Origin of the sequence: Catellatospora sp. KI3, assembly GCF_029948125.1 — a bacterium.
Lineage (GTDB): Bacteria > Actinomycetota > Actinomycetes > Mycobacteriales > Micromonosporaceae > Catellatospora.
The window spans coordinates 1-23,240 of the sequence record NZ_JASAMB010000030.1 but is presented as its reverse complement, the minus strand read 5'-3'; the positions used below and the strand labels follow the sequence as shown (position 1 = coordinate 23,240).

At 73.2% G+C, this 23,240-nt stretch carries 29 protein-coding genes; 5 read left to right on the top strand and 24 right to left on the bottom strand.

From position 1 onward, the window contains the following. Window positions 1–18: 18 nt before the first annotated feature. The 10 genes from QEZ54_RS32360 to QEZ54_RS32315 are packed head-to-tail and all read right to left on the bottom strand — an operon-like array spanning window position 19 to window position 8,330. Window positions 19–549: a hydrogenase maturation protease gene (locus QEZ54_RS32360; RefSeq protein ID WP_281308559.1), complete on the bottom strand. Its 531-nt coding sequence runs from the start codon at window positions 547–549 to the stop codon at window positions 19–21. Further along, window positions 546–1,973, bottom strand: a complete 1,428-nt coding sequence (locus tag QEZ54_RS32355) for a hypothetical protein (RefSeq protein ID WP_281308558.1) — start codon at window positions 1,971–1,973, stop codon at window positions 546–548. The genes QEZ54_RS32360 and QEZ54_RS32355 overlap by 4 nt, the downstream gene beginning before the upstream one ends. Continuing rightward, complete coding sequence (locus tag QEZ54_RS32350) at window positions 1,955–2,611, bottom strand: DUF6084 family protein (protein WP_281308557.1); 657 nt, start codon at window positions 2,609–2,611, stop codon at window positions 1,955–1,957. Before QEZ54_RS32350 ends, QEZ54_RS32355 begins: the two co-directional genes overlap by 19 nt. Then, window positions 2,604–3,395, bottom strand: a complete 792-nt coding sequence (locus QEZ54_RS32345) for a DUF5947 family protein (protein ID WP_281308556.1) — start codon at window positions 3,393–3,395, stop codon at window positions 2,604–2,606. The genes QEZ54_RS32350 and QEZ54_RS32345 overlap by 8 nt, the downstream gene beginning before the upstream one ends. Then, entirely contained in the window at window positions 3,392–3,946 is a 555-nt protein-coding gene (locus QEZ54_RS32340; RefSeq protein ID WP_281308555.1) for a hypothetical protein, read from the bottom strand. The genes QEZ54_RS32345 and QEZ54_RS32340 overlap by 4 nt, the downstream gene beginning before the upstream one ends. After that, a complete protein-coding gene (locus QEZ54_RS32335) occupies window positions 3,943–5,715 on the bottom strand; it encodes a nickel-dependent hydrogenase large subunit (RefSeq protein ID WP_281308554.1) in 1,773 nt (590 codons plus the stop codon). The genes QEZ54_RS32340 and QEZ54_RS32335 overlap by 4 nt, the downstream gene beginning before the upstream one ends. Window positions 5,716–5,751: 36 nt before the next feature. Continuing rightward, complete coding sequence (locus QEZ54_RS32330) at window positions 5,752–6,807, bottom strand: hydrogenase expression protein HypE (protein WP_281308553.1); 1,056 nt, start codon at window positions 6,805–6,807, stop codon at window positions 5,752–5,754. Between the two features lie 5 nt (window positions 6,808–6,812). Next, entirely contained in the window at window positions 6,813–7,496 is a 684-nt protein-coding gene (locus tag QEZ54_RS32325; RefSeq protein WP_281308552.1) for an SIS domain-containing protein, read from the bottom strand. Next, on the bottom strand, window positions 7,493–7,741 hold the full coding sequence (locus QEZ54_RS32320) for a HypC/HybG/HupF family hydrogenase formation chaperone (protein WP_281308551.1): 249 nt from the start codon (window positions 7,739–7,741) through the stop codon (window positions 7,493–7,495). The genes QEZ54_RS32325 and QEZ54_RS32320 overlap by 4 nt, the downstream gene beginning before the upstream one ends. Window positions 7,742–7,790: 49 nt before the next feature. Beyond that, window positions 7,791–8,330: a hypothetical protein gene (locus QEZ54_RS32315; protein ID WP_281308550.1), complete on the bottom strand. Its 540-nt coding sequence runs from the start codon at window positions 8,328–8,330 to the stop codon at window positions 7,791–7,793. Between the two features lie 149 nt (window positions 8,331–8,479). On the opposite strand from QEZ54_RS32315, the gene QEZ54_RS32310 reads away from it, so the two are divergent. Then, window positions 8,480–9,217: an ElyC/SanA/YdcF family protein gene (locus tag QEZ54_RS32310; protein WP_348650597.1), complete on the top strand. Its 738-nt coding sequence runs from the start codon at window positions 8,480–8,482 to the stop codon at window positions 9,215–9,217. A gap of 51 nt (window positions 9,218–9,268) precedes the next feature. Here the strand turns inward: QEZ54_RS32310 and QEZ54_RS32305 are convergent, their stop codons facing one another. Further along, window positions 9,269–9,811, bottom strand: coding sequence for a TetR/AcrR family transcriptional regulator (locus QEZ54_RS32305; RefSeq protein WP_281308549.1), 543 nt, complete (start codon window positions 9,809–9,811; stop codon window positions 9,269–9,271). An 87-nt stretch (window positions 9,812–9,898) separates the two neighbouring features. On the opposite strand from QEZ54_RS32305, the gene QEZ54_RS32300 reads away from it, so the two are divergent. Both QEZ54_RS32300 and QEZ54_RS32295 read left to right on the top strand, forming a co-directional pair. After that, window positions 9,899–10,468, top strand: coding sequence for a carboxymuconolactone decarboxylase family protein (locus QEZ54_RS32300; RefSeq protein ID WP_281308548.1), 570 nt, complete (start codon window positions 9,899–9,901; stop codon window positions 10,466–10,468). Further along, window positions 10,465–10,662: a hypothetical protein gene (locus tag QEZ54_RS32295; RefSeq protein WP_281308547.1), complete on the top strand. Its 198-nt coding sequence runs from the start codon at window positions 10,465–10,467 to the stop codon at window positions 10,660–10,662. The genes QEZ54_RS32300 and QEZ54_RS32295 overlap by 4 nt, the downstream gene beginning before the upstream one ends. A gap of 71 nt (window positions 10,663–10,733) precedes the next feature. Here QEZ54_RS32295 and QEZ54_RS32290 read toward each other — a convergent pair whose 3' ends face one another. From QEZ54_RS32290 to QEZ54_RS32235, 12 genes are all read right to left on the bottom strand, one after another. After that, on the bottom strand, window positions 10,734–11,573 hold the full coding sequence (locus QEZ54_RS32290) for an SDR family oxidoreductase (protein WP_281308546.1): 840 nt from the start codon (window positions 11,571–11,573) through the stop codon (window positions 10,734–10,736). 142 nt (window positions 11,574–11,715) lie between these two features. Continuing rightward, on the bottom strand, window positions 11,716–12,309 hold the full coding sequence (locus QEZ54_RS32285; protein ID WP_281308545.1) for a MerR family transcriptional regulator: 594 nt from the start codon (window positions 12,307–12,309) through the stop codon (window positions 11,716–11,718). A 163-nt stretch (window positions 12,310–12,472) separates the two neighbouring features. Next, entirely contained in the window at window positions 12,473–12,937 is a 465-nt protein-coding gene (locus QEZ54_RS32280; RefSeq protein WP_281308544.1) for a bifunctional nuclease family protein, read from the bottom strand. Between the two features lie 134 nt (window positions 12,938–13,071). Beyond that, window positions 13,072–13,755 (bottom strand): MerR family transcriptional regulator, encoded by a 684-nt coding sequence (locus QEZ54_RS32275; RefSeq protein ID WP_281308612.1) that lies wholly within the window; start codon window positions 13,753–13,755, stop codon window positions 13,072–13,074. Between the two features lie 59 nt (window positions 13,756–13,814). Next, entirely contained in the window at window positions 13,815–14,255 is a 441-nt protein-coding gene (locus QEZ54_RS32270; protein ID WP_217398789.1) for an FHA domain-containing protein, read from the bottom strand. A 166-nt stretch (window positions 14,256–14,421) separates the two neighbouring features. Continuing rightward, the gene (gene gcvH / locus QEZ54_RS32265) at window positions 14,422–14,799 is read right to left on the bottom strand and encodes a glycine cleavage system protein GcvH (protein WP_281308543.1); all 378 of its coding nucleotides are present in this window, start codon (window positions 14,797–14,799) and stop codon (window positions 14,422–14,424) included. A 43-nt stretch (window positions 14,800–14,842) separates the two neighbouring features. After that, the gene (locus QEZ54_RS32260; RefSeq protein ID WP_281308542.1) at window positions 14,843–15,679 is read right to left on the bottom strand and encodes a DUF881 domain-containing protein; all 837 of its coding nucleotides are present in this window, start codon (window positions 15,677–15,679) and stop codon (window positions 14,843–14,845) included. Window positions 15,680–15,687: 8 nt separating this feature from the next. Then, a complete protein-coding gene (locus QEZ54_RS32255; protein WP_281308541.1) occupies window positions 15,688–16,020 on the bottom strand; it encodes a small basic family protein in 333 nt (110 codons plus the stop codon). Continuing rightward, a complete protein-coding gene (locus QEZ54_RS32250) occupies window positions 16,017–16,907 on the bottom strand; it encodes a DUF881 domain-containing protein (RefSeq protein WP_281308540.1) in 891 nt (296 codons plus the stop codon). The genes QEZ54_RS32255 and QEZ54_RS32250 overlap by 4 nt, the downstream gene beginning before the upstream one ends. 13 nt (window positions 16,908–16,920) lie before the next feature. After that, window positions 16,921–17,541, bottom strand: coding sequence for a CDP-alcohol phosphatidyltransferase family protein (locus QEZ54_RS32245; RefSeq protein WP_281308539.1), 621 nt, complete (start codon window positions 17,539–17,541; stop codon window positions 16,921–16,923). Window positions 17,542–17,740: 199 nt separating this feature from the next. After that, window positions 17,741–18,880: a cellulose binding domain-containing protein gene (locus QEZ54_RS32240; RefSeq protein ID WP_281308538.1), complete on the bottom strand. Its 1,140-nt coding sequence runs from the start codon at window positions 18,878–18,880 to the stop codon at window positions 17,741–17,743. A gap of 284 nt (window positions 18,881–19,164) precedes the next feature. Continuing rightward, window positions 19,165–20,361: a tetratricopeptide repeat protein gene (locus tag QEZ54_RS32235; RefSeq protein ID WP_281308537.1), complete on the bottom strand. Its 1,197-nt coding sequence runs from the start codon at window positions 20,359–20,361 to the stop codon at window positions 19,165–19,167. A 175-nt stretch (window positions 20,362–20,536) separates the two neighbouring features. Here QEZ54_RS32235 and QEZ54_RS32230 point away from each other — a divergent pair, with 175 nt between their 5' ends. Both QEZ54_RS32230 and QEZ54_RS32225 read left to right on the top strand, forming a co-directional pair. Continuing rightward, on the top strand, window positions 20,537–21,103 hold the full coding sequence (locus QEZ54_RS32230; protein ID WP_281308536.1) for an alpha/beta hydrolase: 567 nt from the start codon (window positions 20,537–20,539) through the stop codon (window positions 21,101–21,103). 14 nt (window positions 21,104–21,117) lie between these two features. Continuing rightward, window positions 21,118–22,101, top strand: a complete 984-nt coding sequence (locus QEZ54_RS32225) for a YafY family protein (protein ID WP_281308535.1) — start codon at window positions 21,118–21,120, stop codon at window positions 22,099–22,101. Here QEZ54_RS32225 and QEZ54_RS32220 read toward each other — a convergent pair. Continuing rightward, the gene (locus QEZ54_RS32220; protein WP_281308534.1) at window positions 22,092–23,006 is read right to left on the bottom strand and encodes an SDR family oxidoreductase; all 915 of its coding nucleotides are present in this window, start codon (window positions 23,004–23,006) and stop codon (window positions 22,092–22,094) included. The genes QEZ54_RS32225 and QEZ54_RS32220 overlap by 10 nt on opposite strands. Window positions 23,007–23,240 lie beyond the last annotated feature (234 nt).

Below are 23,240 nucleotides of genomic sequence, written 5' to 3'. Positions count from 1 at the left end.
CGACCTTCTTCCACAGCATCACGGTGCCCCTCTCCTTGATGGACCTGACGAAACGCTCTGCTCCAGCAGGGCCTGCGGTCCGGCGTCCCACAGCTGGCGCACCAGCACCACCGCGACGTCGACGGCCGCGAGCACCGGGCGGCTCAGCCCGATGCCCTCCTCCAGCACCAGCGGCTCGCAGCCGACCAGCAGCACCCGGCCGGGGCTGCCGCCGCAGCTGTCGAGCAGGTGCAGCACCCGGTTGGGCTGCATGCCGTGCGGGTCGACCAGCACCCCGTCCCCGGCCGCCCGGTCGGCGGCGCGGTGCTCGGCGGTGATCTCCACCAGGCGTACCGTGCCGGGGACGTCGCCGCGCTGGTCGGTGTCGATGAGCACGGTGGCGTCGTAGCCCTCCATCAGGTCGTACGCGAGATGGACGCCGCGGATGCCGTAGTCGGCCACCCGTACCCACTCCGGATGCGGCTGCGCCGCCAGGCGCGCCGCGACCTCCACGCCGAACCCGTCGTCGCCGAGGAAGATGTTGCCCAGGCCCGCGACCAGCACCGTCATGCCGGCACCACCTCCTGCGGCGCGAAGTAGCGGAACCGGCCCTGCGCGACCTGCAGGTCGGCGGCGGGATCGTCGTCGAGCGTCACGGCCAGGTGCGTCGAGCCGTCCACATCGAGCAGTACGGCGTGCACGGTGGCGACCCGGTCGACCAGGAACATGTCCTGCGCGTCGCTGCGCCGCCCGCCCGGCCGCAGCCGCACCTTGCGTCCCGCGCCGATCTCCACCCCGTCGATCACCACGGTGTCGGCGGCGGGATCCACGCCCGCGTCCGCGCCCGGGTCCCACCAGGGTGCCGTCGTCGTGAAAGGGTCGACGGCGACGGCAGCCGGGCGCAGCTGCCGGATCGCGCCGTGCAGGCGCTCGAACAGCTCCGGCGGCAGCGCCTCGGCCCGGCCCAGCAGCGCGTCCGCGCGCGCGTCGGTGGCCCGGACCTGCCGCTTCTCCGCGTCGGTGAGCGTCAGCGTACGCAGCACCAGCAGCTCGTCGATCTCCAGCGAATCGAACGAGTCGCCGGGGCTCTCCGGCGCGACCACCGGGTGGTCGTACAGGATGACCGGGGCGGACAGGACCGCGTCGGTACGCCCCGGCTCGCCCAGCAGCACCGGCCAGGTCCGCACGTTGCGGCACGCGCCCACCGCCGCCTTCGCCCACTCCGGCGGGTCGAGCGCCGACACGAACCCGCCCGCGCTCAACGCGAACACGCTGTGCGCGGCGATCAGCGACGACCGCAGGGCCTCCGGCCGGCCGGAGCGCCCGCCCCCAGCCCCCGCCTGCGCGGCGGCCGCGTTAGGAAGGGACCCTTCTACATCGGATAGCGATAAGAAGGGTCCCTTCCTTTCGTCGGTGCGGTTTTCGACGGTGCAGGTGAGGCGGAGGGTCTGGCGGTGGGGGCCGGGCAGCCGCTCCACGCGCAGGCGCAGCGCCCCCTGCAGCGGACGGCGTACCCGGCGCAGCCGCAGCTCGGGGCTGAGCTGCTCGATCTGTTCGCCGCCGGGGACGGCGAACGGGGTGAGGTCGTCGGGGGCGTCGGCGAGCGGCCACAGCGCGGCCTCGACGTCGACGGTCTGCTCGACCGTCTCGTCGAAGGTCAGGTGCAGCACGCCGTCGTGCTCGGCGGAGTCGCGGGGCGACCAGCCGTCGGGCGTGGCCGCCTCGACGGTGCGGGTGACCGCGTGCAGGAAGCGCAGGCGCCAGCGCAGCACCGCGTCGGGGCCGGGCTCGGCCAGCAGCTGGGTCTGGCAGGTGGCGTACTCGCCGTGGGCGTCGGAGGCGTACGACGGGGGCACCAGCACGCCGAACTGCCAGCGCAGCTGGTTCTTGGCCGCGTCGGCGCGGTACGGGTAGAGCAGGTAGCCCTCGTACAGCACCGCGTCGGCGACGGCGCGGGCCTGCTCGAACGGGTCGCTCAGCGCGGAGCCGGACACGCCGCCTCCTCCTGCTGGGCCGCCAGCAGCCCGGCCAGTGCCACGTCGGCGCTGGGCACCGCGTGCCGGGCCTGGTAGCGCAGCAGCGCGTCGGTGGTGTCGCGGCGCAGCCGGATCCAGGCCGAGTCCGGGAAGTAGAGGTCCATCAGGTCGCGCCAGATCGCGGCGGGCATCCGGTAGCCCGCCTCCCGGTCCCACGGCACCCGCGCCACCTGCACGCCCGCCTCGGTCGCCACGAACACCGTGCCGCTGAACAGCAGCGTCAGCGGCACATCCCCGCCGGACAGGGCGTGGAAGAACTTGCCCAGCCCGACCTCCAGGTCGTACGAGCAGGGCACCAGCAGCTCCATCTCGGTGCGGTCGGTGAAGCCCGGCAGCATCGCGGTGACCGTGGCGAACTGCAGCTGCTGCATGCTCGCCGCCCAGCGCGACGGCTCGCCGAACACGCACGCCAGCTTCTGCGCCTCGGCGTCGGTGTAGTCGCGGGCGCGCGGGTCGATGCGCAGCTGGCAGGTCAGCACCCCGGCGTGCACGCGTACGTCCGGCGGGCCGGTCACGCCCAGCCGGATGCGCAGCGTCGGGGCGGCCGCCCAGCGCTGCGCCTGCACGTCCAGGCAGGTGAAGTCGAGCTCAAGCAACTGCGGTCTCCGTCCTCGCGTCCGCGCGCACCTCGTCGAGGAACCCGGCGATGGCGGCGCGCGCCTGGTCGCCGCCGTCGAAGCCGCGCCAGTGCGTACGCACCAGCCCGACCAGCCGGTAGCAGGCGTCGATGGGCACAACGAAGCACTCCGGCCCGTGGTCGCCCCGGTGCAGCAGCAGCGCCGCGACGTCCTCGGGCAGGGCGGCGGTCAACGGGTGCCGGCTGAGCAGCTCTGCCAGCGCCTCGGGCGACAGCGGGGACTCGGCGGCGCCGGCCGGGCTCGGGTACAGGGCCACGGGGTGGCGCAGCGAGCTGTCGCGGTAGACGAACGCGAGCCGCACGGGCAGGTCGAGCGCCGCCCAGTCCCGCTCGGTCAGCGGGAACCCCGGCAGCCCGGTGACGGTGGCGGGAATCGCCACGTAACGGGCGAGCCGGTCGGGTACGGGCGACTGTGCGGGGGCGGGGGGCGGGGCGGCTTCACCGCTCGCACTTAGCATCGACGCTGGCCTATCCAGAGGACGCGACTCGCCGAAACCGTCTTCCAGATAGGCCAGCGTCGATTTAAGGCTGGGCGCGGCGCCGGGTGGCGCGGCGGGGAAGAGGAGCCAGCAGGGGCGGCAGGCGCAGGGCAGGGAGCGGGTGTGCCGGTCGACCAGGTGGTCGTGGCGGGCGGGCAGCGGCGCCGCGCACAGCTCGCACCGCTCGGCGGCCGGGCCGGCCGTGGCCGCCGTGGCAGCCGGGTCCGGCCCGGGCGCCGGGCGCAGGTACTGGCGCAGGGTCATGCGGGCACACCGGCGTCGCGCCGTCCGATCTGCAGCAGCGGCGCGGGCGCGACCCGCTCCTGCACCCGTACCTCGACGACCTCCGGCGCCGCCTGCTGCACCGCCCGGGTCAGCGCGTCGGCCACCGCCGCCGCCGAGCCGCCGCAGCCGCCGCCCCCGCAGCCGGAAGCGGTCAGCGCGACGTGGGCCACCCCGTCGGCGTCGACGCCGAGCAGCGCCACCTCCCGGCCGAGCTTGCCCGCCACCCGGGGCAGCGCGGCGGCGACCCGGTCGGTGACCGGCACCGGGTGCAGGTCGTACAGGGCGAGCAGCCCGCCGACCAGCTCGTCGGCGGCCAGGGCGGGCAGCACGGCGGCGTTGCCGGGCAGCGCGGTCAGCCCGTGCAGCAGCCGGGTCAGGGCGGCCTGATGCAGCAGCATCAGCTCGCGTACGGCGTCGTCGGCGGCGGCGCGGGCGGCCGGGCCGCCCGCGCGCTCCACCTCGTCGAGCCGGGCCTGCACCCGTTCCCCGACCGCGTGCGGGTCGAGGTCGGAGTCGACGTCGGCGCTCATGCGGCACCGGACGCGAACGCGTGCGGGGTGTGCAGCTTGCGCAGCACGTTCCCGTCGCCGGTGTACATGTGCACCCCGCACGGCAGGCACGGGTCGAAGCTGCGTACGGCGCGCATGATGTCGATGCCCTTGAAGTTCTCCTGCGTGTTCTCCTCGAAGATCGGGGTGTTCTGCACCGCGTCCTCGTACGGGCCGGGCGTGCCGTACCGGTCGCGCACGCTGCCGTTCCACGGCGTCGGCGGGTACGGGTGGTAGTTGGCGATCTTGCCGTCCCGGATGACCATGTGGTGCGACAGCACGCCGCGCACCGCCTCGGTGAACCCGACGCTGTTGACGTCCTTGGGCACGGTGAACGGCTCCCAGGTCTGGGTGCGCCCGGCCCGGACCTCGCCCAGCGCCTTCTCGCAGGCGTGCAGGGCGACGGCGGCGGCGTACGCCTGGAAGTAGGTGCGGGCCCGGTTGCGCTCCAGGGCGTTGCTCCACCGCGGGATCTTCCACTCGAAGCTGACCTCGGGCTTGGTCAGCGTCTTGGGCAGGTTGATGATCACGCTGTGGCCGGTGGCCCTGACGTAGCCGATGTCGACCAGGCCGGACAGGGCGGTGGACCACAGCCGGGCGATCGGGCCGCCGCCGGTGTCCAGGGCCAGGTGGTCGGCGCCGTCGAACCAGCGCGGCGACATGACCCAGGAGTACGCCCCGTCGAAGTCGCGCTTCTGCGGCTTGGGCAGGGTGTGCTGGTTCCACGGGTGGCGCACGTCGACCGGGTTGCCCAGCGGGTCGCGGTGCACGAAGACCTGCTCGCCCTGCCAGTCGTCGTAGTAGGAGCTGCCGAGCAGGATGCGGATGCCGAGGTTGATCTTCACCAGGTCGTTGGTGACGAGCTTGCCGTCGACCACGATGCCCGGCGTGACGAACATCTTGCGGCCCCAGTCCGACATCCGCTCGTACGAGAAGTCGCAGTGGTCCGGGTCGTTGAGCGCGCCCCAGCAGCCGAGCAGCACCCGCCGCCGGCCGACCTCCTCGTAGCCGGGCAGCGCCTCGTAGAAGAAGTCGAACAGGTCGTCGTGCATCGGCACGACCCGCTTCATGAACTCGACGTAGCGCATCAGCCGGGACAGGTAGTCGGTGAACAGCTGCACCGTGGCGACCGTGCCGACGCCGCCCGGGTACAGCGTGGACGGGTGCACGTGGCGCCCCTCCATCAGGCAGAACATCTCCCGGGTGGTCCGGCTGACCTGCAGCGCCTCGCGGTAGAACTCGCCCTCCAGCGGGTTGAGCGAGGTCATGATCTCGGCGATCGTCTTGTACCCGTGCTGCGCCGCGCCGGGCGCCGGGGTGTTCTTGGCCTTCTCCCATACCCCCGGATTGGTCTCGCGGACCATGCGCTCGCAGTAGTCCACCCCGACCAGGTTCTCCTGGAAGATGTTGTGGTCGAACATGTACTCGGCGGCCTCGCCGAGGTTGACGATCCACTCCCCCAGGTGCGGCGGCTGCACGCCGTACGCCTGGTTCTGGGCGTAGACCGAGCAGGTCGCGTGGTTGTCGCCGCAGATGCCGCAGATGCGGCTGGTGATGAAGTGGGCGTCGCGCGGGTCCTTGCCCTTCATGAAGATGCTGTAGCCGCGGAAGACCGACGAGGTGCTGTAGCACTCGACGACCTGCTTCTGCTTCCAGTCGATCTTCGTGTAGATGCCGAGGCTGCCGACGATCCGGGTGATCGGATCCCACGACATCTCGACCAGACCCTCACGCTCCTGCTGCATGGTCATGGCGGTTGTTCAGCCCTTCCGGTCGCGTGAAAGCGGTCAGCGGCGGTAGCCGGTGGTCAGTTCGGGGCCGCGGTGGCGCCACTTGGGCTCCTTGTCCACGGTCTTGGCGGTGATGTTGCGCAGGCGGCGGATCATCGCGCCGTACATGCCGCTGCCGTTGGCCGACACGTGGGCGCCGGGCGGCTCGTCCATGAACGGCATGAACTTGTCCGGGAAGCCGGGCATGGTGCAGGCGATGCAGATGCCGCCCACGTTCGGGCAGCCGCCGACGCCGTTGATCCAGCCGCGCTTGGGCACGTTGCACTTGACCACCGGGCCCCAGCAGCCGATCTTCACGATGCACTCGGGCGTGCCGTACGCCTTGGCGAACTGCCCCTGCTCGTAGAAGCCGCCCCGGTCGCAGCCCTCGTGCACGGTCATCCCGAACAGCCACTGCGGGCGCAGCTTGTCGTCCAGCGGGATCATCGGCGCCTGCCCCGCGGCCTGGTAGAGCAGGTAGGTCAGCGTCTCGGCCATGTTGTCCGGCTGGACCGGGCACCCGGGCACGCACACGATCGGGATGTCGGCCTTGGAGCGCCAGTCCCAGCCCAGGTAGTCCGGCACGCCCATGGCCCCGGTCGGATTGCCCTCCATCGCATGGATCCCGCCGTACGTGGCGCACGTCCCCGTCGCGACCACGGCCAGCGCCTTGGGCGCGAGCCGGTCCAGCCATTCGCTGGTGGTCATCGGCTGCCCGGTGGCCGGGTTGTTGCCGAACGCGGCCCAGTAGCCCTCTTCCTTGATCGCCTCGTTCGGGATCGACCCCTCGATGATCAGCACGAACGGCTCCAGCTCGCCCCGGTCGGCCCTGTGGAACCATTCGATGAACGTGTCGGCGCCCTGCTCCGGGCCGCACTCGAAGTCGATCAGCGGCCAGTGCACCGCGATCTTCGGCAGGCCGGGCAGGCCGCCCAGCGCGATCTCCTCGATACTGGGCTGGGTGGCCGCGGTCAGCGACACCGAATCGCCGTCGCAGCTCAGCCCGGCGTTGATCCAGAGAATGTGGATCGGCTTCTCCTCCACCGCGGCTCCGGCGGACTGCGTCGCACCCACGTCGTTCACCCCCTGTGCTCTGGCCCCGACCCCGCCGCCCCGGCCGTGGTCAGCTCCCACAGCACGTGGCAGGCGGTGGTCTGCGCCTCCTGGACGCGGTGCACCGACGGCGACCGCACGACGAACAAGTGGTCCAGCCGCTCGCGCGCCAGCGCGCCGCCGTCGCCGCCGGCGAAGCCGACGGTGACCATGCCGATCCGGCGCGCCTGCCTGAACGCGGCGACCAGGTTGGGGGAGTTTCCACTGGTGGAGAAGCCGACCGCGATGTCGCCGGGGCGGGCGAGCGCGGCCAGCTGCCGGGCGAACACCGCCTCCACGCCGACGTCGTTGGCCAGCGCGCTGAGCACCGCGCCGTCGCCGCCCAGCGCCGTGGCGGGGCGGCTGGGGCCGGGCACGGGCGGGTCGGCGAACAGGTCGGCGCAGGCCTGGGCGTCGGTGGCGCTGCCGCCGTTGCCGAAGGCGTACAGGCGGGCGCCCCGGTGCAGGGCGGCGGCCAGGGTCGCGGCGCAGCGGCGCAGTGCGGCGGCCTGCTCGGTGAGCACGTCGGCGCGCAGCCGGGCGGTGTCGCGCAGCTTGGCCTCGGTGGAGGCGACGAGGTCGGCGGTGGGGTCGGGCGCGGGGGCGCCGTCGTACAGGAAGGGGTAGAGCGCGCCGAGGGCGGTCGGCGCGGTCCGGTGGCCTGCCGTCACGGCGCCACCTCCGGCAGCACCGCGATCGCCTCACCGGCGTGCACCAGCACCGTGTCGCCGACCCGGGCCTCGACCAGGGCGACGCTGATCTCCTCGACCCGGCCGCCGACGTCGACCAGGGCCAGGCCCTCGGGGCGCAGCCGCACCACGGTCACCGGCACGGCCGTGTCGGAGCAGGTCACGCAGGACTCGGTCGGCTGCGCGGCGGCGCGCAGCTCGGCCAGGATCGCCAGCCGGACGCTCATGCGGTCGCCCCGTTCCGGGCCCGGTCGGTGGTCGGTCCGCAGCCCTCGCTCATGCCGGTCGCCCCGCTTCGCCGTCGCGCTCCAGCACCACGTGCACCAGTTCCCAGAGCAGGTGGTAGGCGCTGACACGCAGTTCGCGCGCGATCAGCGGATCGTCGGCGGGCAGCGCGAGCAGGTGCGCGGCGGGGGCCTGCGGCAGCCGCGGGCCGCCCAGCACCACCGCGAGCAGGCCGCGCTCGGCGGCGGCGCGCAGTCCGGGCTCGACCGCGGCCGGGTCCGGGCCGCACAGGGCCAGCGCGACGTCGTACGGTGCGGCGGCGTGGCGCAGCCGGTGGGCGGTGCGGGCGGCCGGGTGCGCGAGTGCGGGCAGCGCGGGCTTTCCGACGATCACCGGGTGTACGAATTCGACGGCGACATGGTGCGCGTCCGACTCGGCGTCGGCGTCGCCGAACACGTGCAGCGTCCCGCCCGCGCCCAGCCGCTCGGCCACGGCCGCGGCGGCGCCGACGAGGGCGGGGGCCAGTGCGACCAGGGCCGCTCCGGGCTGCTCCCGCCGCCGTACCGGCGGGTCGACCGCGGGCGCTGTCATGGCGTCCCCTCCTCCGTCGTCGTTCACCATAGCGTTCCTATCACCACAACACGCGCAAATCGCCCGCCGCATGTGGCACTGGGTGATCACATGGTCACGCTGCGGTGGACGGTGTTGCGGGGCTGGCGGGCGTACCCGATGATGCGGCTGTGTCCGACGACCTCTCCCCCGCCGACCAGCCCGACCCCGAGCAGGCCGCCCCGGCGCGACCCGCGCCCGGCCGGCTCGCGCGCTGGCGCCGCCGGGTGGTGCGCGTCGTGCTCTGGGGCGTCCTGGCCGGGTTGCTGGCGGTCGGCGGCAGCATCGGCTGGATCCGCTGGGGCGCCTCCGGGCACGTGTACTCGGTGCAGGACGTGCCCGAGGCGCCGGTCGCACTGGTGCTGGGCGCGAAGGTGCACGAGAACGGGGTGCCGTCGGCCTTCCTGGAGGCGCGGCTGGCGATCGCCAAGCAGCTGTACGACGCCGGCAAGGTCCGGGCCGTCCTGGTCTCCGGCGACCACGCCGAGTGGAGCTACGACGAGCCGGACACCATGCGCGCCTGGCTCGTCGACCGGGGTGTGCCCGCGAGCAGGGTGGTCACCGACCACGCCGGGTTCGACACGTACGACTCCTGCCAGCGCGCGGCCCGGATCTTCGGCGTGCAGAAGGCGATCGTGGTGACGCAGAGCTACCACATCGCGCGGGCGGTCACCCTGTGCCGCGACGCGGGCATCGACACCGACGGCGTCGCCGACGACTCGGTACGCCGCTTCGAGGGCTTCTGGCGGCAGGCCGTCGTACGGGAGCAGGGCGCCTGCCTGAAGGCCGCCCTCGACACGCTGTCCGGCCGCGACCCTGTCTTCCTCGGCCGCCACGAGACCGGCGTCGAGGACGCCCTGCGCGGCTGAACCCCGCCCCGGCGCCGTTCGGGCCCCGCGGCTGAGGCGCGACCCGGCCGGTCAGGCCGCCAGCAGCAGCGAGGCCAGTTCGCGGGCCCGGCGCGCCGGAGCGGAGCTGCGCTCGCGCAGTGCGGTGACCGTCGCACCGTCCATCAGCAGCACGAACCGCTCGGCCGTCTCGTCCGGCCGGGGCGCGCCGTGCGTCCGCAGCAGCCCGGCGACGTAGTCGGTCAGCGCCTGCTTGTGCGCGACGGCGACCTGGTGCGCGCCGCCGGCGGGGTCAGCGGACTCGACCATGGTGTTGATGAAGGCGCAGCCCCGGAAGTCGGCGCGGTCGAACCGCTCCGCGATCGCGTCGAAGACCGCGAGCGGCCCGCCGCCCAGTGCCGACACGCGCTCGTCCAGCCACTGCCGCCACCGCTCGTCGCGCCGGCGCAGCACGGCCACGACCAGCTCGTCCTTGCCGGCGAAGTGGCGGTAGAAGGAGGCCCGGCCGACGCCGGAGGTGCTCAGGATCCGCTCCAGACCGACCGCGCGGATGCCGTCGGCATAGAACAGCTCCTCGGCGGTGTCGAGCAGGCGCTCGCGGGCTCTGGTGGGCACGGGGCCAGCATAGCGGCGCGTTGACAGAAACGGAACCACTCAGTACCGTTCTAAACGGAACCGATCAGTACCGTTTTGGAGGACGCCGTGCCACGCCTGCCTCAGCTCACCGAGGACACCACCGAGCAGCTGGCCCAGGTCCGGGCCCAGCTCGGCCGGGTGCCCAACCTCTACGCCGCCATGGCCAACGGCCCCGCGGCCCTCGCCGGCTACCTCGCCCTGCGCCACGAACTGACCCGCGGCGCCCTGACCGCCCGGCTGCGCGAGCAGCTCGCCCTGCTCGTCGCGCAGGACAACGGCTGCGACTACTGCGTCAGCGCGCACCACCTGCGCGGCGGCCTGATGAAGCTCTCGCCCGAGGAGCTGATGCGCACCCGCCATGCCGACGACCGCGACCCGCACGCGGCGGCGGTGCTGGGCCTGGCCCGCGAGGTCATGCGGACCGGCGGCCGGGTCTCCGACGCCTCGCTCGCCTCGGCCCGGGCGGCCGGGGTGACCGACCCCGAGCTGGCCGAGATCGTCGCGCACGTCGCACTGAACACCCTGTCGAACTACTTCAACCACCTGGCCCAGCCGGAGCCGGACTTCCCGCCCGCACCGCCGCTGGCCGAGCCGTCCGCGCCGGTCGGGGCGCACACGGTGGAGGTGGCGGCATGACCCGCGACTGGCGCCGCGGCTCGATCCGCCTGCTGCCCGGCTACCACCTGCTCGACGCCGCCGGGCTGCCGGCGGCGGAGCTGCCCGTGGTCGACTTCGCCCTGGAGGGCGGCTTCGTCAACGTCCGCGTGCCGGGCCGCGACGACATCCAGATCGTGTCCGCCCCCTCACTGCACCTGATCACCTGCGCCTGACCCCGCTCCGCGGGTCAGGAAGGGCCCCTTCCACATCGGATCGCGATAAGAAGGGACCCTTCCTTTCTCTTTCAGGGCTGGGTGGCGGGGCGGCCGAGGTGCAGGCCCGCGGCGGTGACGTCCTCGAACTCCTTGGTGCGGGCCGCGTAGGCGGCGCCCAGGTACTCCCGGGCGTCGGGGCCGACCGGCAGGCGAAGGGGCGGCTCGGCCAGCCCGGCCAGGTGGAACACCGCGTCGGCGAACAGCTCCGGCGAGTTGACGGCCGGGTTCAGGTTCATGTTCCGGACGCCGTTCAGCATCGGCCCGGCGACCGCCTCGTAGGCGTCGACGCGCTGCTGCGGCAGGACCGTCGAGGCGCCGTAGTGGGTGGCGAAGCCGCCCGGCTGGGCCACCGTCACCCGGATGCCCAGGTGCGCCACCTCGGCCGCGAGCGTCTCGGCCAGGCCCTCCACCGCGAACTTGCTCGCCGTGTACGCCGACAGCCCCGGGAACGGCACCTGCCCCGCGACCGAGCCGACGAAGACGGCGTGCCCGTGGCCCTGGGCCCGGAACAGCGGCAGGACCAGGCGGGTCAGCCGCCACGGGCCGTACACGTTGGTCTCGAACTGGTTGTGCAGCTCGACGTCGGACACCTCCTCGACGGTGCCGAACTGCCCGAAGCCCGCGTTGTTGACCAGCACGTCCAGGCCGCCGAAGGCGGACTGCGCCTTCGCCACCGCGGCCGCGCACTGGTCCGGATCACGGACGTCCAGCGCTGCGGTGACGAGCGCGGGATACCGGTCGACCAGGTCCGCCAGCGTGCGGGGGTCGCGCGCGGTCGCCAGCACCTGCTCCCCCTCCTGGGCGAGCCGCTGCGCGAGCGCGCGACCAAGCCCGGTGGAGCAGCCCGTGACCAGCCAGCGTCGTGCCATGTACCTCAGTCCTTCCGTCTGACGTGCACGTTCGCGTGTGGACGTGCCGAATCAGACTGTCAGGACCCGGTGACTTACAGCAATGTCAACTTACAGACGGGAGTGAATCACGCACGCTATGTGATTCACGTCGACCGTTTCGTCAGCTCGCCCGGCGCCGGGCCCGGCGCGCGGCCAGCTCGTCGGTGACCCCCAGCGGCAGCACCGCCGGCGCGAACGGGGCCGGGGTCGCCGGGGCGATCGGCTCGTCGACCTCGCCGCGCTCGGCGGGCAGGTGCGACAGCGAGCCCTGGATCTCCTTGAACGCCCCGCCGATGGCTATCCCGAACACGCCCTGGCCGCCCTGCAGCAGGTCGACGACCTCCTCGGGCGAGCGGCAGTCGTAGACGGAGGTGCCGTCGGAGATGAGGGTGATGCTGGCCAGATCCTCGGCCGCGTACGCCTGCAGCGTCTCGATGGCGCGGCGGATGTTCTGCAGCGACACCCCGGCGTCCAGCAGTCGCTTCACGACTTTCAGCACGACCAGGTCGCGGAAGGAGTACAGCCGTTGCGTGCCCGAGCCCGAGGCGTCCCGGATGCTGGGCACCACCAGGCCGGTACGCGCCCAGTAGTCGAGTTGCCGGTAGCTGATCCCGACCGCGTGGCACGCGGTCACGCCACGGTAACCCAGTGAGCCGCCCGGGTCGGGTTCGTGATCCCCGCCCTCGGGCACGCCGAAGTCATGGAGCTGCTGCATGCGACTACCTCCCGCCGAGTGTCGACGTGGTCAGCCTATAGCGCACGCCTGCCGCAGGCGGGGAGGTAACGTCGCGACACGCCACAATCGGGCCCCGACGCGTCACCTTTTCCCGGCCCGATCGTTGAGCCGCGCCCGGCGCGGCCCGGACCGGGCGCGCGGATCAGCTCGCGAAGTCCTCGGGACGGACCTGCTCGAGGAACTCGCGGAACTTCTCCACCTCGTCCTCCTGCTCGTCCGGGATGATGATGCCCGCCTCGTCGAGGACCTGCTCCGCACAGCGCACCGGCGCGCCGACCCGCAGGGCCAGCGCGATCGCGTCACTGGGGCGCGCCGACACCCGCACCGACTCGCCGATCAGCAGGTCGGCGTAGAAGATGCTGTCCTTGAGCTCGACGATCTCGACCGCCTGCAGCGGCGCCGACAGCGCCTGCAGCAGATCGCGCAGCAGATCGTGGGTGAGCGGACGGGCCGGCTTGACCCCCTGCTGCTCGTACGCGATCGCCGTCGCCTCGACCGCGCCGATCCAGATCGGCAGGTAGCGGTCCCCGTCCACCTCACGCAGCAGCACGATCGGCTGATTGGTAGGCAGTTCGACCCTTACCCCGATCACGCTCAGCTCGCGCACCGTTTCGCCTCCGTCGCGTCTGCCTGTGGCTCGGGTCGGCCCCACCCGTACGGAGTCCCGTGCGGCACCGCGCCTTCGCCTCTCCTACTGCACGCTACACGCCTGCGTACTCGCTCTGCTCGTTCGAGCGTGCGTCAGCCGCCGAGCGCGTCGTTGAGACCGGACCGTAGCAGTGCGGCGTGCAGCCGCTGCGACAGCATGGTCAACTCCCGCACCGCCTCCGCCGCGCGGGCCCGCGCGGTCGGGTCGTGCTGGCGCATCAGCGGCGCCACCAACTGCGCGTACAGCCCCGCCTCTCGGTCGGCGGCGACCCGGTACGCGCGCAGGTGGCGCGGCTCGACACCGTACTCGGCGAGCTGGCCGGCCACCTCGGCGACGGCCAGCGCGTCCGCGTCGTACCACTGCCCGGCCCGCACCGTGACCAGGCCGTGCTGCTCCAGGTCGGCGAGCAGCCGCTCGTCGATGCCGGCCCGGGTGCACAGCTCCTGGGCACGCAGGCGCAGCACGGCGGGCTCCTCGACCGCCGCGCGCGGCTCGGGCCGGTGGTCGTCGCCGACCGCGACCAGCGTCGGGCGCGCCTGCGCCAGGTGCGCGCCTTCGGACAACTGCTCCCGGATGACGCGAAGGGGCAGGTACTGGTCACGCTGCGCGGACAGGATGAACCGCAGCCGCGCCACGTCGTCACGGCTGTACTTGCGGTAACCCGACGCGGTGCGCTGCGGCTCGACCAGCCCTTCCGTCTCCAGGAAGCGCAGTTTGGAGATGGTGACGTCCGGGAAGTCCGAACGCAGCACGGCGAGCACCTCGCCGATGCTCATCAACGCCTGTGCCCGCGCCGGCCCACCCGCACCGCCGGCCGACGCCGGCACCGCAGCTGTCATGCCTCCTCGGCGCGCGGGCCGGCGACGTACAGCAGGCGGAACTTGCCGACCTGGACCTCGTCGCCGTTGTTGAGCGTGGCCGACTCGACCCGCTCCCGGTTCACGTAGGTGCCGTTGAGGCTGCCCACGTCGCGCACGGTGAAGGTGTTGCCGTCGCGGTGGAACTCCGCGTGCCGGCGGGAGACGGTGACGTCGTCGAGGAAGATGTCACTGTCGGGGTGGCGTCCGCTGGTCGTCACGTCGTGGTCCAGCAGGAACCGCGCGCCCGCGTTGGGGCCGCGGCGCACCACCAGCAGGGCCATGCCCGGCGGGAGCTGCCCGGCCACCCGCCCCGGCACCACGTCGGAGTCGGGCCCCTCCAGGGCCTCCTCCAGGTTGCCGAGGTGCAGGGTCGACGTGACGTCGAGCTGGGGGAACTCGTCGTCTGGTCGCGTCATCGGACCACCTCACGGTCATATAGGCCACGCATGCGTGGTGCTGCTATGGATACCGACACGGCGTTACTCGACTACAGCGGCGAGCTTAGCCCGCGAGCCTAGCGACCCCGGAAATGACGGGTCAACCGGACTCGCCAGGCTCCGGCTCGGGGTGCTGAATGCTGGTTCAGCTCTGGGTCAGTTCACGGTACGCGGCCGCGTCCAGAAGCGCATCCACCGCGGCGGGGTCGGTCGCCTCGATCTCGACAAGCCACCCCTCACCGTACGGGTCGGTGTTGATCAGGTCCGGCGAGTCGCCGAGCGCCTCGTTGCGGGCGGTCACCGTGCCGCCGATCGGGGCGTAGATCTCCGACACGCTCTTGGTGGACTCGACCTCGCCGAACGAGTCGCCCGCGTCGACCTTGGCACCGGCCTCGGGCAGCTGCACGTACACGATGTCGCCGAGGGCGTCCTGCGCGAAGTGGGTGATGCCCACCCGGACCGTGCCGCCCCGGGTCGCGACCCACTCGTGCTCGGCGGTGTACTTCAGGTCCTCAGGAATCACGGTGCTTCCCCTCGCGCTTCGGCCGTCGTGCGGCACTGACCCGTCAGGAGACGGGCTTGGCGTACTGCAGAGTCGGTGCTGACCGGACGGTCGTGATGTCGACCGTGCCCGGTTCGCTGACGATCACGTTACCGCCGTCGCGAGTCACATCGTCAACCACCCCACCGGGAAACCGCATGGCGATCGCCACGTCGCGGGGTTCGCCGATGGCCTTGATCGAGTACGGTCCGGTCAGCCGCACCCCGTCGACCACGATCCCGCCGTCGGCGTCGATGAACGAGGTCGAGGCGATGACCCGCACCGAGCCGCCCGGGGCATCGATCTGGATCGCCTCGGCGCCCGCCCCGCGCAGCTCCTGGACCGCGTTGAGCAGGTGGTTAGCGGTGATCTTCTTCGTGTCGTCCTCAAGCCGCACCAGCACCCCGGGGCCCTGCGCGGGCAGCGTCCCGGCCAGGATGCCCAGGTCGTCGGCGCGCTCCTCCGCCTTCTTGATGATCTCGTCGCGGCTGGCCGCGCCGGAGACCAGCTCGCGGCGGCTCGCCTCCAGGGCGCTGATGTCCTGCTGGAGCCGGTCCTCGCGGGCGTCGAGGTCGGCCAGGATGGTGACCAGGTCCTCCTGCCGCAGCGACGCGTACGCCTTGTCCTCGGAGTTGCTCTTGAGCTGGACCACCAGGGTGAACCCCAGCAGCACCAGCAGCAGCCCGATCAGGGCCCCGGCACCGGTCAGCCGCCGCGCCGGCGCCGGCTCGGCCGCCGCGGGCCGCTCCGCCGGGGCGGGCACGGCGCCGCTCTCGGCCCCGGCGTCCGGCTCCGGGCCGGCGGGGTCGATCACCACGGTCGGCTCGTCCGGCTCGCCGGGCCTGCTCTGCTCGTCACTCATGGCCGCACCTACGCCTTGAACAGCCGTCGGCGGATCGCCGCGACGTTGCCGAAGATCCGGACCCCGAGCACCACGACGACGCCGGTGGACAGCTGCGCGCCCACGCCCAGCTTGTCCCCCAGGTACACGATGAACGCCGCGACCAGCACGTTCGAGATGAAAGAGATCACGAACTGCTTGTCGTCGAAGATGCCGTCGAGCTTGGCGCGCACGCCGCCGAAGACGGCGTCCAGCGCGGCCACCACGGCGATCGGCAGGTACGGCTGCAGCGCGTCCGGGACGGTGGGGTTGAGCACGACGCCCAGCACCACCCCGGCGACCAGCGCCAGCACAGCGATCATTTGCGTCCTCCCGAGGGTGAGGTCGAGGGGGTCGGGGTCGGGGTCGCGCTGGGCTTCGGCACGGTCGCGAGCGCCAGCTGCGGCAGCACCGCGGCGGGCAGCTCCAGGTTGTCGCGCTCCTTGACGTCGAAGCCCACCGCGTAGTTCTTGTCGTCGCGCAGCGCCCGGTAGTAGTCCGCCGCCGCGGTCTCCTCGAACCGGTCGGCCAGGTCCGGCGGGCCGATCGCGACCACCTCGTACGGACCGAGGATATGCGCGTTGCCGACCAGGATCGCCGAACCCGCCCGGCGGATCGGCGTGATCGAGCTCAGCCGCCGCCCGTTGATGGCGATCGCCTCGGCGCCGGAGGACCACAGCGCGTTGGCCACCACCTGCAGGTCCACGTCGAGCACGCCCGCCTCGGGCACCGAGGCCGCGTTCGGGCCGTCCTGCATGGTGACGATCACGCCGTCGCCGGCGACCTTGCGCATGCCGGTGGCCGCCTCGAGCTGCCGCAGCTTGGCCACGGTGGTGTCCGACAGCGCCGACTCGCGCAGCGTCGACACCTCGTTCTGCAGCCGCTCGGCCTCCTGGGCCAGCTCGTCGGTCTTGGCCTGGCGCTGGTTCATCTCCTTGATCAGCGCCGCGCGCGCGGTGGCCCGGCCCGGGGCCCGCGCGATGACCTGCTGGTAGGCGACGGCGAGCACGACACCGATGATCAGCAGCGCGATGAGCTTGGCCGCCTTGCGGGTGCCGCGGTTCCAGCCGGGCAGCGGGCTGGTGCGCTCGCGGCGGGCGCGGGCGGCGTCGGCGTACGCGGGGTCGAGCGGGTCCTGGAACAGCTCGGTGAGCATGTCCGCCTGGAACCGGCCCGGCTGCGGCCGCGGCGGCTCGTTCGGCTCGGTCATGGCCGCCCGCCCGTCAGGCCGCCGCCTGCCGCGACTGGCGCAGCACGGCCGCGAACTGGGCGAGGTAGAAGATGCCGGCGATCCAGTACAGGACGATGCCCCACCAGGCCAGGGCCCAGCCGCTGGCGTACGCGATCTCGTGCATGGGGCCGGTGGGCACCGCCCAGGCCAGCAGCAGGATCGGGAAGCCCATCAGCAGGATGAAGGTGGCCGTCTTGCCCAGGTAGTGCACGGGCAGCGGGCCGTAGCCCAGGCGGCGCAGCACCGGGAAGGTCGCCAGCAGCAGCACGTCGCGGGCCAGCAGCGCCACCGTGAACTGCCACGGCACGATGTCGCGGACGGTGAAGGCGAGCAGGGTGGCCAGGATGTAGAGCCGGTCGGCGAACGGGTCCAGCAGCTCGCCGAGGCGGCTGACCTGCCCCAGGCGCCGGGCCAGGTAGCCGTCGATCCAGTCGGTGGTGCCGCCCAGGGCCAGCACGAGCACCGCCCAGCCGATCTGGTCGGCGGCCAGGAACAGGTACAGGAACAGCGGCACGCCCAGCAGGCGGGCGAAGCTGATCAGGTTGGGGATGGTGAGCACGCGGTCGCGCGCCACCGCGCCGTCAGGCCGGCTCGTCTCCAGCGGCTGCGTCACCGCACGCCCCCCTCCGCCAGCCCACAAAAGGGACAGCCGGCGCGGGCCGGCTGTATTCACTCGGATCGCCGGACATGATCGGCGAATTCACGACCCCCAGTTCTACCACGGGAACGGGATTCGCCTACGCCCCGCCCGGGTGCGGTAGGGCACCCGCACGCTCACGGGGAGCGTGAAGGTGCCCTACCTCACTTCCTGTTCAGAGCGGGGTGCACGTCACCGTCGGCGGGCCGTTGACGCCGCTCCAGTTGGCCAGGAACCCGGCCGAGGCGGTCCCGCCCGGCGGCAGCGCCCCGTTCCAGGCGACGTTGGTGACCGTCGCCGTGGCGCCGGACTGGCTGAAGACGCCGTTCCAGCCCTGGGTGATCACCTGCCCGTTCGGGAAGACCAGCCGCACGATCCAGCCGGTCAGGGCCACCGAGCCGGTGTTCTTGACCGTGATGTCGCCCTGGAACCCGTTGTTCCACTGGTTGGTGACCGTGAACGTCGCCGCGCAGCTCTTGAGGGGCGGCGGCGGGGTCGTCCGGGACGGGCTGGGCGACAGCGTCAGGTTCACCGTGGGGGTCGGGCTGGGCGACCGGGAGGCACTGGGCGAGGCCGACGCGCTGGGCGACGGCGTGGTGCCGCTGATGGCCGCGGCCAGCGCCGGGTACCACCGGTCGGAGATCTTCTGGTCGCCGGCGGCGTTGGGGTGCACGCCGTCGCCGGTGTCGGTGGCGGTGTTGAAGCCGGTCCACTGGTCGACCACGGTGATCGGCGACTGGGCGGTGGTCTTGCCCGCCGCCCAGGCCGGGATGGCGTTGTTGAGGTCGATGGTGCGCTGGGCGCACTCGGGGCAGCTCGGCGGGTTCACCGGGATGATCTTGGCGACCAGGACCTTCATGCTCGGGTTGCTGGCCCGCATCTGGTCCACCAGCTTGCTGTACGCCGCCAGGATCACCGACGGCGCCCGGTTGCTCCACACGTCGTTGGTGCCGAAGTGCATGACCACGACGTCGGGCAGGGTCGCCGCCAGCCACGGCACCAGCTGGTTCTGATCGGCGACGTTGGTGGCGAGGAAGCCGCCGTGGCCCTCGTTGTCACCGTCGTACGCCACGCCGCAGCCCTGCGGGCCGAGCGTGCCGACAAAGTCGATGTTGGTGTAGCCGGCCGACTGCAGCCGGTTCCACAGCAGGGCCCGCCAGCAGCCGGGGGACCCCGTGATGGAGTCGCCCAGCGGCATGATCCGCACCGCCGCCGCGGCGGCGGGGGCGGACGGGGACAGGACCAGCATGGCGGCCGCCGAGGCGACCGTGGTGAGCAGCGCGATCAGCGCCGCTCTGAGTTTGGGCCAGGACATGGACGTCCTTCCAGGACAGGCGAGCCGCCCGCCGCCCACGCGGGACCCGGCCTCGCCGGGGATACGGAGTGCACGGCCGCCCCGCGACGCCGCGCCGGACTCGGCGGTCGCATGGGGGCACCCGGCCGCGGCGGACCCGGCTCCCAGGGTCGGCGACAGCGGCCGGACTCGATGCTAGTGCCTCGCCCGTCCAGACGCGACAGTCGCCGTCCGCCGGACAAGGTCGGGCGTTAAGAGGGGGCCCTTCCATATCGGAAAGCGATAAGAAGGGTCCCCTCCTTGCCTCAGTGCGGGGAGACGGAGCTGACGAGCAGCACGAACAGCAGCGTCACCGCGACGATCCCCACGCACGCCGCGATCAGCACCAGGTTCTGGCGCTGCTGCGCCCGCTCCGGCGCCGGAGGCTGCGCCCAGCGCGGCGCCTCCTGCTCCGGGGCGAAGAAGTGCGGCGTGGCGAAGTCCGGCGTGGCCAGGTACGGCGGGAGGTAGGCGGTGGTGAAGCCGGGTGCCGAGGGTGCGTCGGGGCCGTCGTGGGCGGGGGTGAGGTGGTCCCAGCGGGCCGCCCCGGCGTCCGGGGTGGACCACGCCGTCTCGGCCGCCCAGGCCCGCTCGTGCGGCAGCGGCTCGCGGGCCGGCGCGGTGGTGGCGTACTCCGGCTGGCGGGGCGTCCAGGCGTGGTTGACGTGGGCGCCCACCGGCTGGGCGTCGACCAGCGGCGCGTCCGGTAGCAGCGGATCGTCCTGCGGCGCCGACCAGCCGTCGTCGGGGCGCGGCACCGGCGGCGGCACCAGTTCGCCGCCGCAGGCGTGCTTGAGGTCGGCCTCGGCACCGGCCGCGGTGGCCAGCAGCGCGTGCACCGGGTCGTCGGCGCCCAGCAGCGCGGCGTACCGCCGGGCCTCGGACAGCAGCTCGTGGGCGTCGTCGAAGCGGCCGCAGTCGCGCCACATCGCGGCCAGCCGGGCCTGCATCCGGATCGCGACCGGGTGCACCTTGCCGTGGCGGCGCTGGTATTCGGCGATCACGTTGGCCAGGCGCAGCCGCGCCGACAGGCAGTCGCCGACCGCGTGCTCGACCGTGGCCAGGTCGGCCTTCGCGGCCAGCACCCGGTCGGAGTCCGGGCCTTCCAGCTCCGCGTACGCCGAGATCAGGTCCTGGTAGCGCTGGGCGGCGCGGGTGTGCCGGCCGACCCGGGTCAGCACCGCCGCGAGCAGGCCGAGCGCGTGCAGGGTGCGCCGGTCGCGATCGCCGTAGAGGCCGCGATGGGCGGTGAAGCCGTACGCGGCCCAGCCGCGTGCCGCGTACGGCTCGTTCAGCCCGAGCAGCACACCGGTCTGCAGCACCACGGCCTCGGCCACGTACGGCCCGGCCGCCATCGGGTCGGGCGGCATCGTGGTCAGCGCCTCGGTCAGCAGCTCGTGCGCGGCCGACAGCGCGCCCGACGCGATCCGCTCGCGGGCCCGCGCCAGCACAGACTCCCCCACCGGCATCCCCACACCCCCTCCAGCTACGGCCACGGTACGCGCCGCCCCCGTCCACCGACAGGGTCGGACAGCCGACGCCGCCCGGAACAACGGCCTAACCAGACCGGGTGGCGGTCGCACCGCCCGCCCCGCGACCGGCCCTCCGGCAGGATGACAGACGCCTATGATCACCGCCATGGCGTACGACCCCGCGACCAACCGCTGGCACGGCGACCCCGACCGGGTGGCGATCGTGCTGCCCGGCGGCGGTTACACCCCGGACATGCCCCTGCTGTACTACGCCACCGCGGTCCTGGCCAAGCACGGCTGGACCGTCCAGGAGCTCCGGTGGCAGCCGCCCGCCGACCGGTTCTCGATGGACCGCACCGCCTGGGTGCTGGCCCAGGCCGAGCCGGTCCTGGCCGCCGAGACCGCGCCGCGGCGGCTGCTGGTCGGCAAGTCGCTCGGCACCTTCGCCGCCCCGCTGGCCGTCGCACTCGGCCTGCCCGCGATCTGGCTCACCCCGATCCTGTCCGAGCCGGACATCGCCGCGGCGCTGGCCGCCACCACGGCGGCGACGCTGCTGATAGGCGGCGGGGCGGACGCCAGCTGGGAGCCGGAGGTCGCCGCCCGGCTCAGCGCGCAGCAGCTGGTGCTGCCCGGCGCCGACCACGCGCTCGAGCACCCGGACGACCCGCTCACCTCGGTACGCGACCTGGCCCGCGTCACCGCCCGGATGGACGAGTTCCTGAGCACGCTGTGAAAGCCTCCCGCCTGGTGTCACTGCTGCTCACGCTGCAGCAACGGCGCTCGGCGACCGCCGCCGAACTGGCCGCGCTGTTCGAGGTGTCCGAGCGCACCGTCTACCGCGACGTCGCCGCGCTGCAGGCCGCCGGGGTGCCGCTGTGGACCGAGCCGGGGCGCGGCGGCGGCATCCGGCTGCTGGCGGGCTGGCGCACCCGCCTCGACGGGCTGACCGGCAGCGAGGCGGCCGCGCTGCTGGCCGGGGCGGCCCCGCAGGCGCTGGCCGAGCTGGGGCTGGGCTCGGTGCTGCTGGCCGCGCAGGCCAAGCTGATCGCCACCATGCCCGACGCGCTGCGCGAACGCGCCCGCACGATCGCCGAGCGGTTCCATCTGGACGCCCCGGGCTGGTTCCGCCGCGCCGAGGACGTGCCGCACCTGGCCGTGATCGCCGACGCGGTATGGCACCAGCGGCGCGTCGCCGTCCGCTACCGCCGCAACGACACCAGCGTCCGCCGGGTGCTGGAACCCCTCGGCCTGGTCCTCAAGGCCGGGGTCTGGTACGTCGTCGCGCACGTCCCCGCCACGGCGCCGGAGCGGGCCGGGCCGCGTACGTACCGGCTGGGCCGGATCACGGCGGCCGAACCCCTCGACGAGGCCTTCGCCCGGCCGGAGGGCTTCGTGCTGGCCCAGTGGTGGGCCCGGTCGGCGGCGGCCTTCGACCGCACCCTCATCCGCGAGACCGTCCTGCTCCGGGTCAGCCCGGCGGGCCTGCGCGACCTGCCCGGCGCCACCGACCCCGCCGCCGGCGCCGAGGCGCTCGTGCACGTCGGGCCGCCCGACGGCACCGGCTGGTGCGAGGTGACCCTGGCCGTCGAGTCGGTCAAGGTCGCCGCGCACCAGCTGCTCGCGCTCGGCCCCGAGGTCGAGGTGCTGGCCCCGCCGGAGCTGCGGGCGGCACTGGCCGCGCTCGGCGCCGCCGTCGCCGCCCGCAACGCGCCGGTGGCCGCTCAGCGGTAGCCCGCCGGATCCCCGGACATCTCCTGGCCGTCGCCGTGGTCGGCGAAGTAGCCCCAGATGTCGGGGACCGACCCGTCCACATCGGTCAGGCCGTACTGGCGGGCCAGGTCCGTCGCCGACAGCGACCGCCCGCTGAACCGCGCGGCGTCGGCGTCGGCCGCCAGCGCCGCCACCCCCCGCCCCAGGAAGTACGGCGTCTCCGACAGGACGAAGTGCGCCGCCTGCGCGATCCCGTCGCGCCAGGTGTCCTCGGTGACGCCGAAGTGGTCCAGCATCGCCTCCGAGCGCAGGAAGCCGGGCGTGACCACCACCGCCGCCGCGCCGTACGGGCGCAGCTCCTCCGCCTGCGCCTTGGCGATCCGGGACACCGACACCTTGGTCAGGTCGTAGAAGAACGAGCCCCGGTACTTCGCGTTGTACGCGTCGGTGCCGTCGGTCACCTCGACCACCAGGCCGCCCGGCTGCCGGATCAGCAGCGGCAGCGCGGCGTGGCTGGTGACGATGTGCGTCTCCAGGCCCAGGCGCAGCTGCCGCAGCCCGCCCGCCAGGGGCTGCTCCCACAGCGGCCTGCCCCACTCGGTCATGTGGTCGCCGCCCCAGACGTCGTTGACCAGGACGTCCAGTCGGCCGTGGTCGGCGCCGATCCGGGCGACCAGGGCGGCGACCTGGGCCGGGTCGAGGTGGTCCACCTGGACCGCGATGCCGGTGCCGCCAGCCGCGGTGACCAGGTCGGCGGTGTCCTCGATGGCCTCAGGGCGGTTCATCTCCGACCGCTGGGCCCGGGTGGTGCGGCCGGTGGCGTAGACAGTGGCGCCGAGGCGGCCGAGCTCGACCGCGATCGCCCGCCCGGCGCCCCGGGTCGCCCCCGCCACGAGGGCCACCTTGCCGTGAAGTCGCTGCTGCATGGGTCCATGCTGGCGGCATACCTGGACAGGTTCCGTCAGGTTTTGCGACCCGTTGCGCCGAGTTCGGCAGCGCGTGGCCTCTCGCCCGCCCCGCACCACCGCAACATCACCTCCCGCGGCGGAAACCGCCGCCTCCGCCCCGCCGAATGACCCCACCCGCCGATCATGGACCGCCGCGGTCCGCACCGCGCCCGCTTCCCATAGACGCTGGCCTATCACAAGGAAGGTGATCTT

Excerpts from the sequence above, each read along its gene's own strand:
- QEZ54_RS32230 (WP_281308536.1), top strand. The coding sequence starts at position 20,537 with ATGGCGTACGACCCCGCGACCAACCGCTGGCACGGCGACCCCGACCGG.
- QEZ54_RS32285 (WP_281308545.1), bottom strand. The coding sequence starts at position 12,309 with ATGCAGCAGCTCCATGACTTCGGCGTGCCCGAGGGCGGGGATCACGAA.
- QEZ54_RS32340 (WP_281308555.1), bottom strand. The coding sequence starts at position 3,946 with ATGAGCGCCGACGTCGACTCCGACCTCGACCCGCACGCGGTCGGGGAA.
- QEZ54_RS32240 (WP_281308538.1), bottom strand. The coding sequence starts at position 18,880 with ATGTCCTGGCCCAAACTCAGAGCGGCGCTGATCGCGCTGCTCACCACG.
- QEZ54_RS32250 (WP_281308540.1), bottom strand. The coding sequence starts at position 16,907 with ATGACCGAGCCGAACGAGCCGCCGCGGCCGCAGCCGGGCCGGTTCCAG.
- QEZ54_RS32260 (WP_281308542.1), bottom strand. The coding sequence starts at position 15,679 with ATGAGTGACGAGCAGAGCAGGCCCGGCGAGCCGGACGAGCCGACCGTG.
- QEZ54_RS32345 (WP_281308556.1), bottom strand. The coding sequence starts at position 3,395 with ATGACCCTGCGCCAGTACCTGCGCCCGGCGCCCGGGCCGGACCCGGCT.
- QEZ54_RS32255 (WP_281308541.1), bottom strand. The coding sequence starts at position 16,020 with ATGATCGCTGTGCTGGCGCTGGTCGCCGGGGTGGTGCTGGGCGTCGTG.
- QEZ54_RS32270 (WP_217398789.1), bottom strand. The coding sequence starts at position 14,255 with ATGACGCGACCAGACGACGAGTTCCCCCAGCTCGACGTCACGTCGACC.
- QEZ54_RS32360 (WP_281308559.1), bottom strand. The coding sequence starts at position 549 with ATGACGGTGCTGGTCGCGGGCCTGGGCAACATCTTCCTCGGCGACGAC.
- QEZ54_RS32220 (WP_281308534.1), bottom strand. The coding sequence starts at position 23,006 with ATGCAGCAGCGACTTCACGGCAAGGTGGCCCTCGTGGCGGGGGCGACC.
- QEZ54_RS32295 (WP_281308547.1), top strand. The coding sequence starts at position 10,465 with ATGACCCGCGACTGGCGCCGCGGCTCGATCCGCCTGCTGCCCGGCTAC.
- QEZ54_RS32275 (WP_281308612.1), bottom strand. The coding sequence starts at position 13,755 with ATGAGCATCGGCGAGGTGCTCGCCGTGCTGCGTTCGGACTTCCCGGAC.
- QEZ54_RS32290 (WP_281308546.1), bottom strand. The coding sequence starts at position 11,573 with ATGGCACGACGCTGGCTGGTCACGGGCTGCTCCACCGGGCTTGGTCGC.
- QEZ54_RS32320 (WP_281308551.1), bottom strand. The coding sequence starts at position 7,741 with ATGAGCGTCCGGCTGGCGATCCTGGCCGAGCTGCGCGCCGCCGCGCAG.
- QEZ54_RS32315 (WP_281308550.1), bottom strand. The coding sequence starts at position 8,330 with ATGACAGCGCCCGCGGTCGACCCGCCGGTACGGCGGCGGGAGCAGCCC.
- QEZ54_RS32335 (WP_281308554.1), bottom strand. The coding sequence starts at position 5,715 with ATGACCATGCAGCAGGAGCGTGAGGGTCTGGTCGAGATGTCGTGGGAT.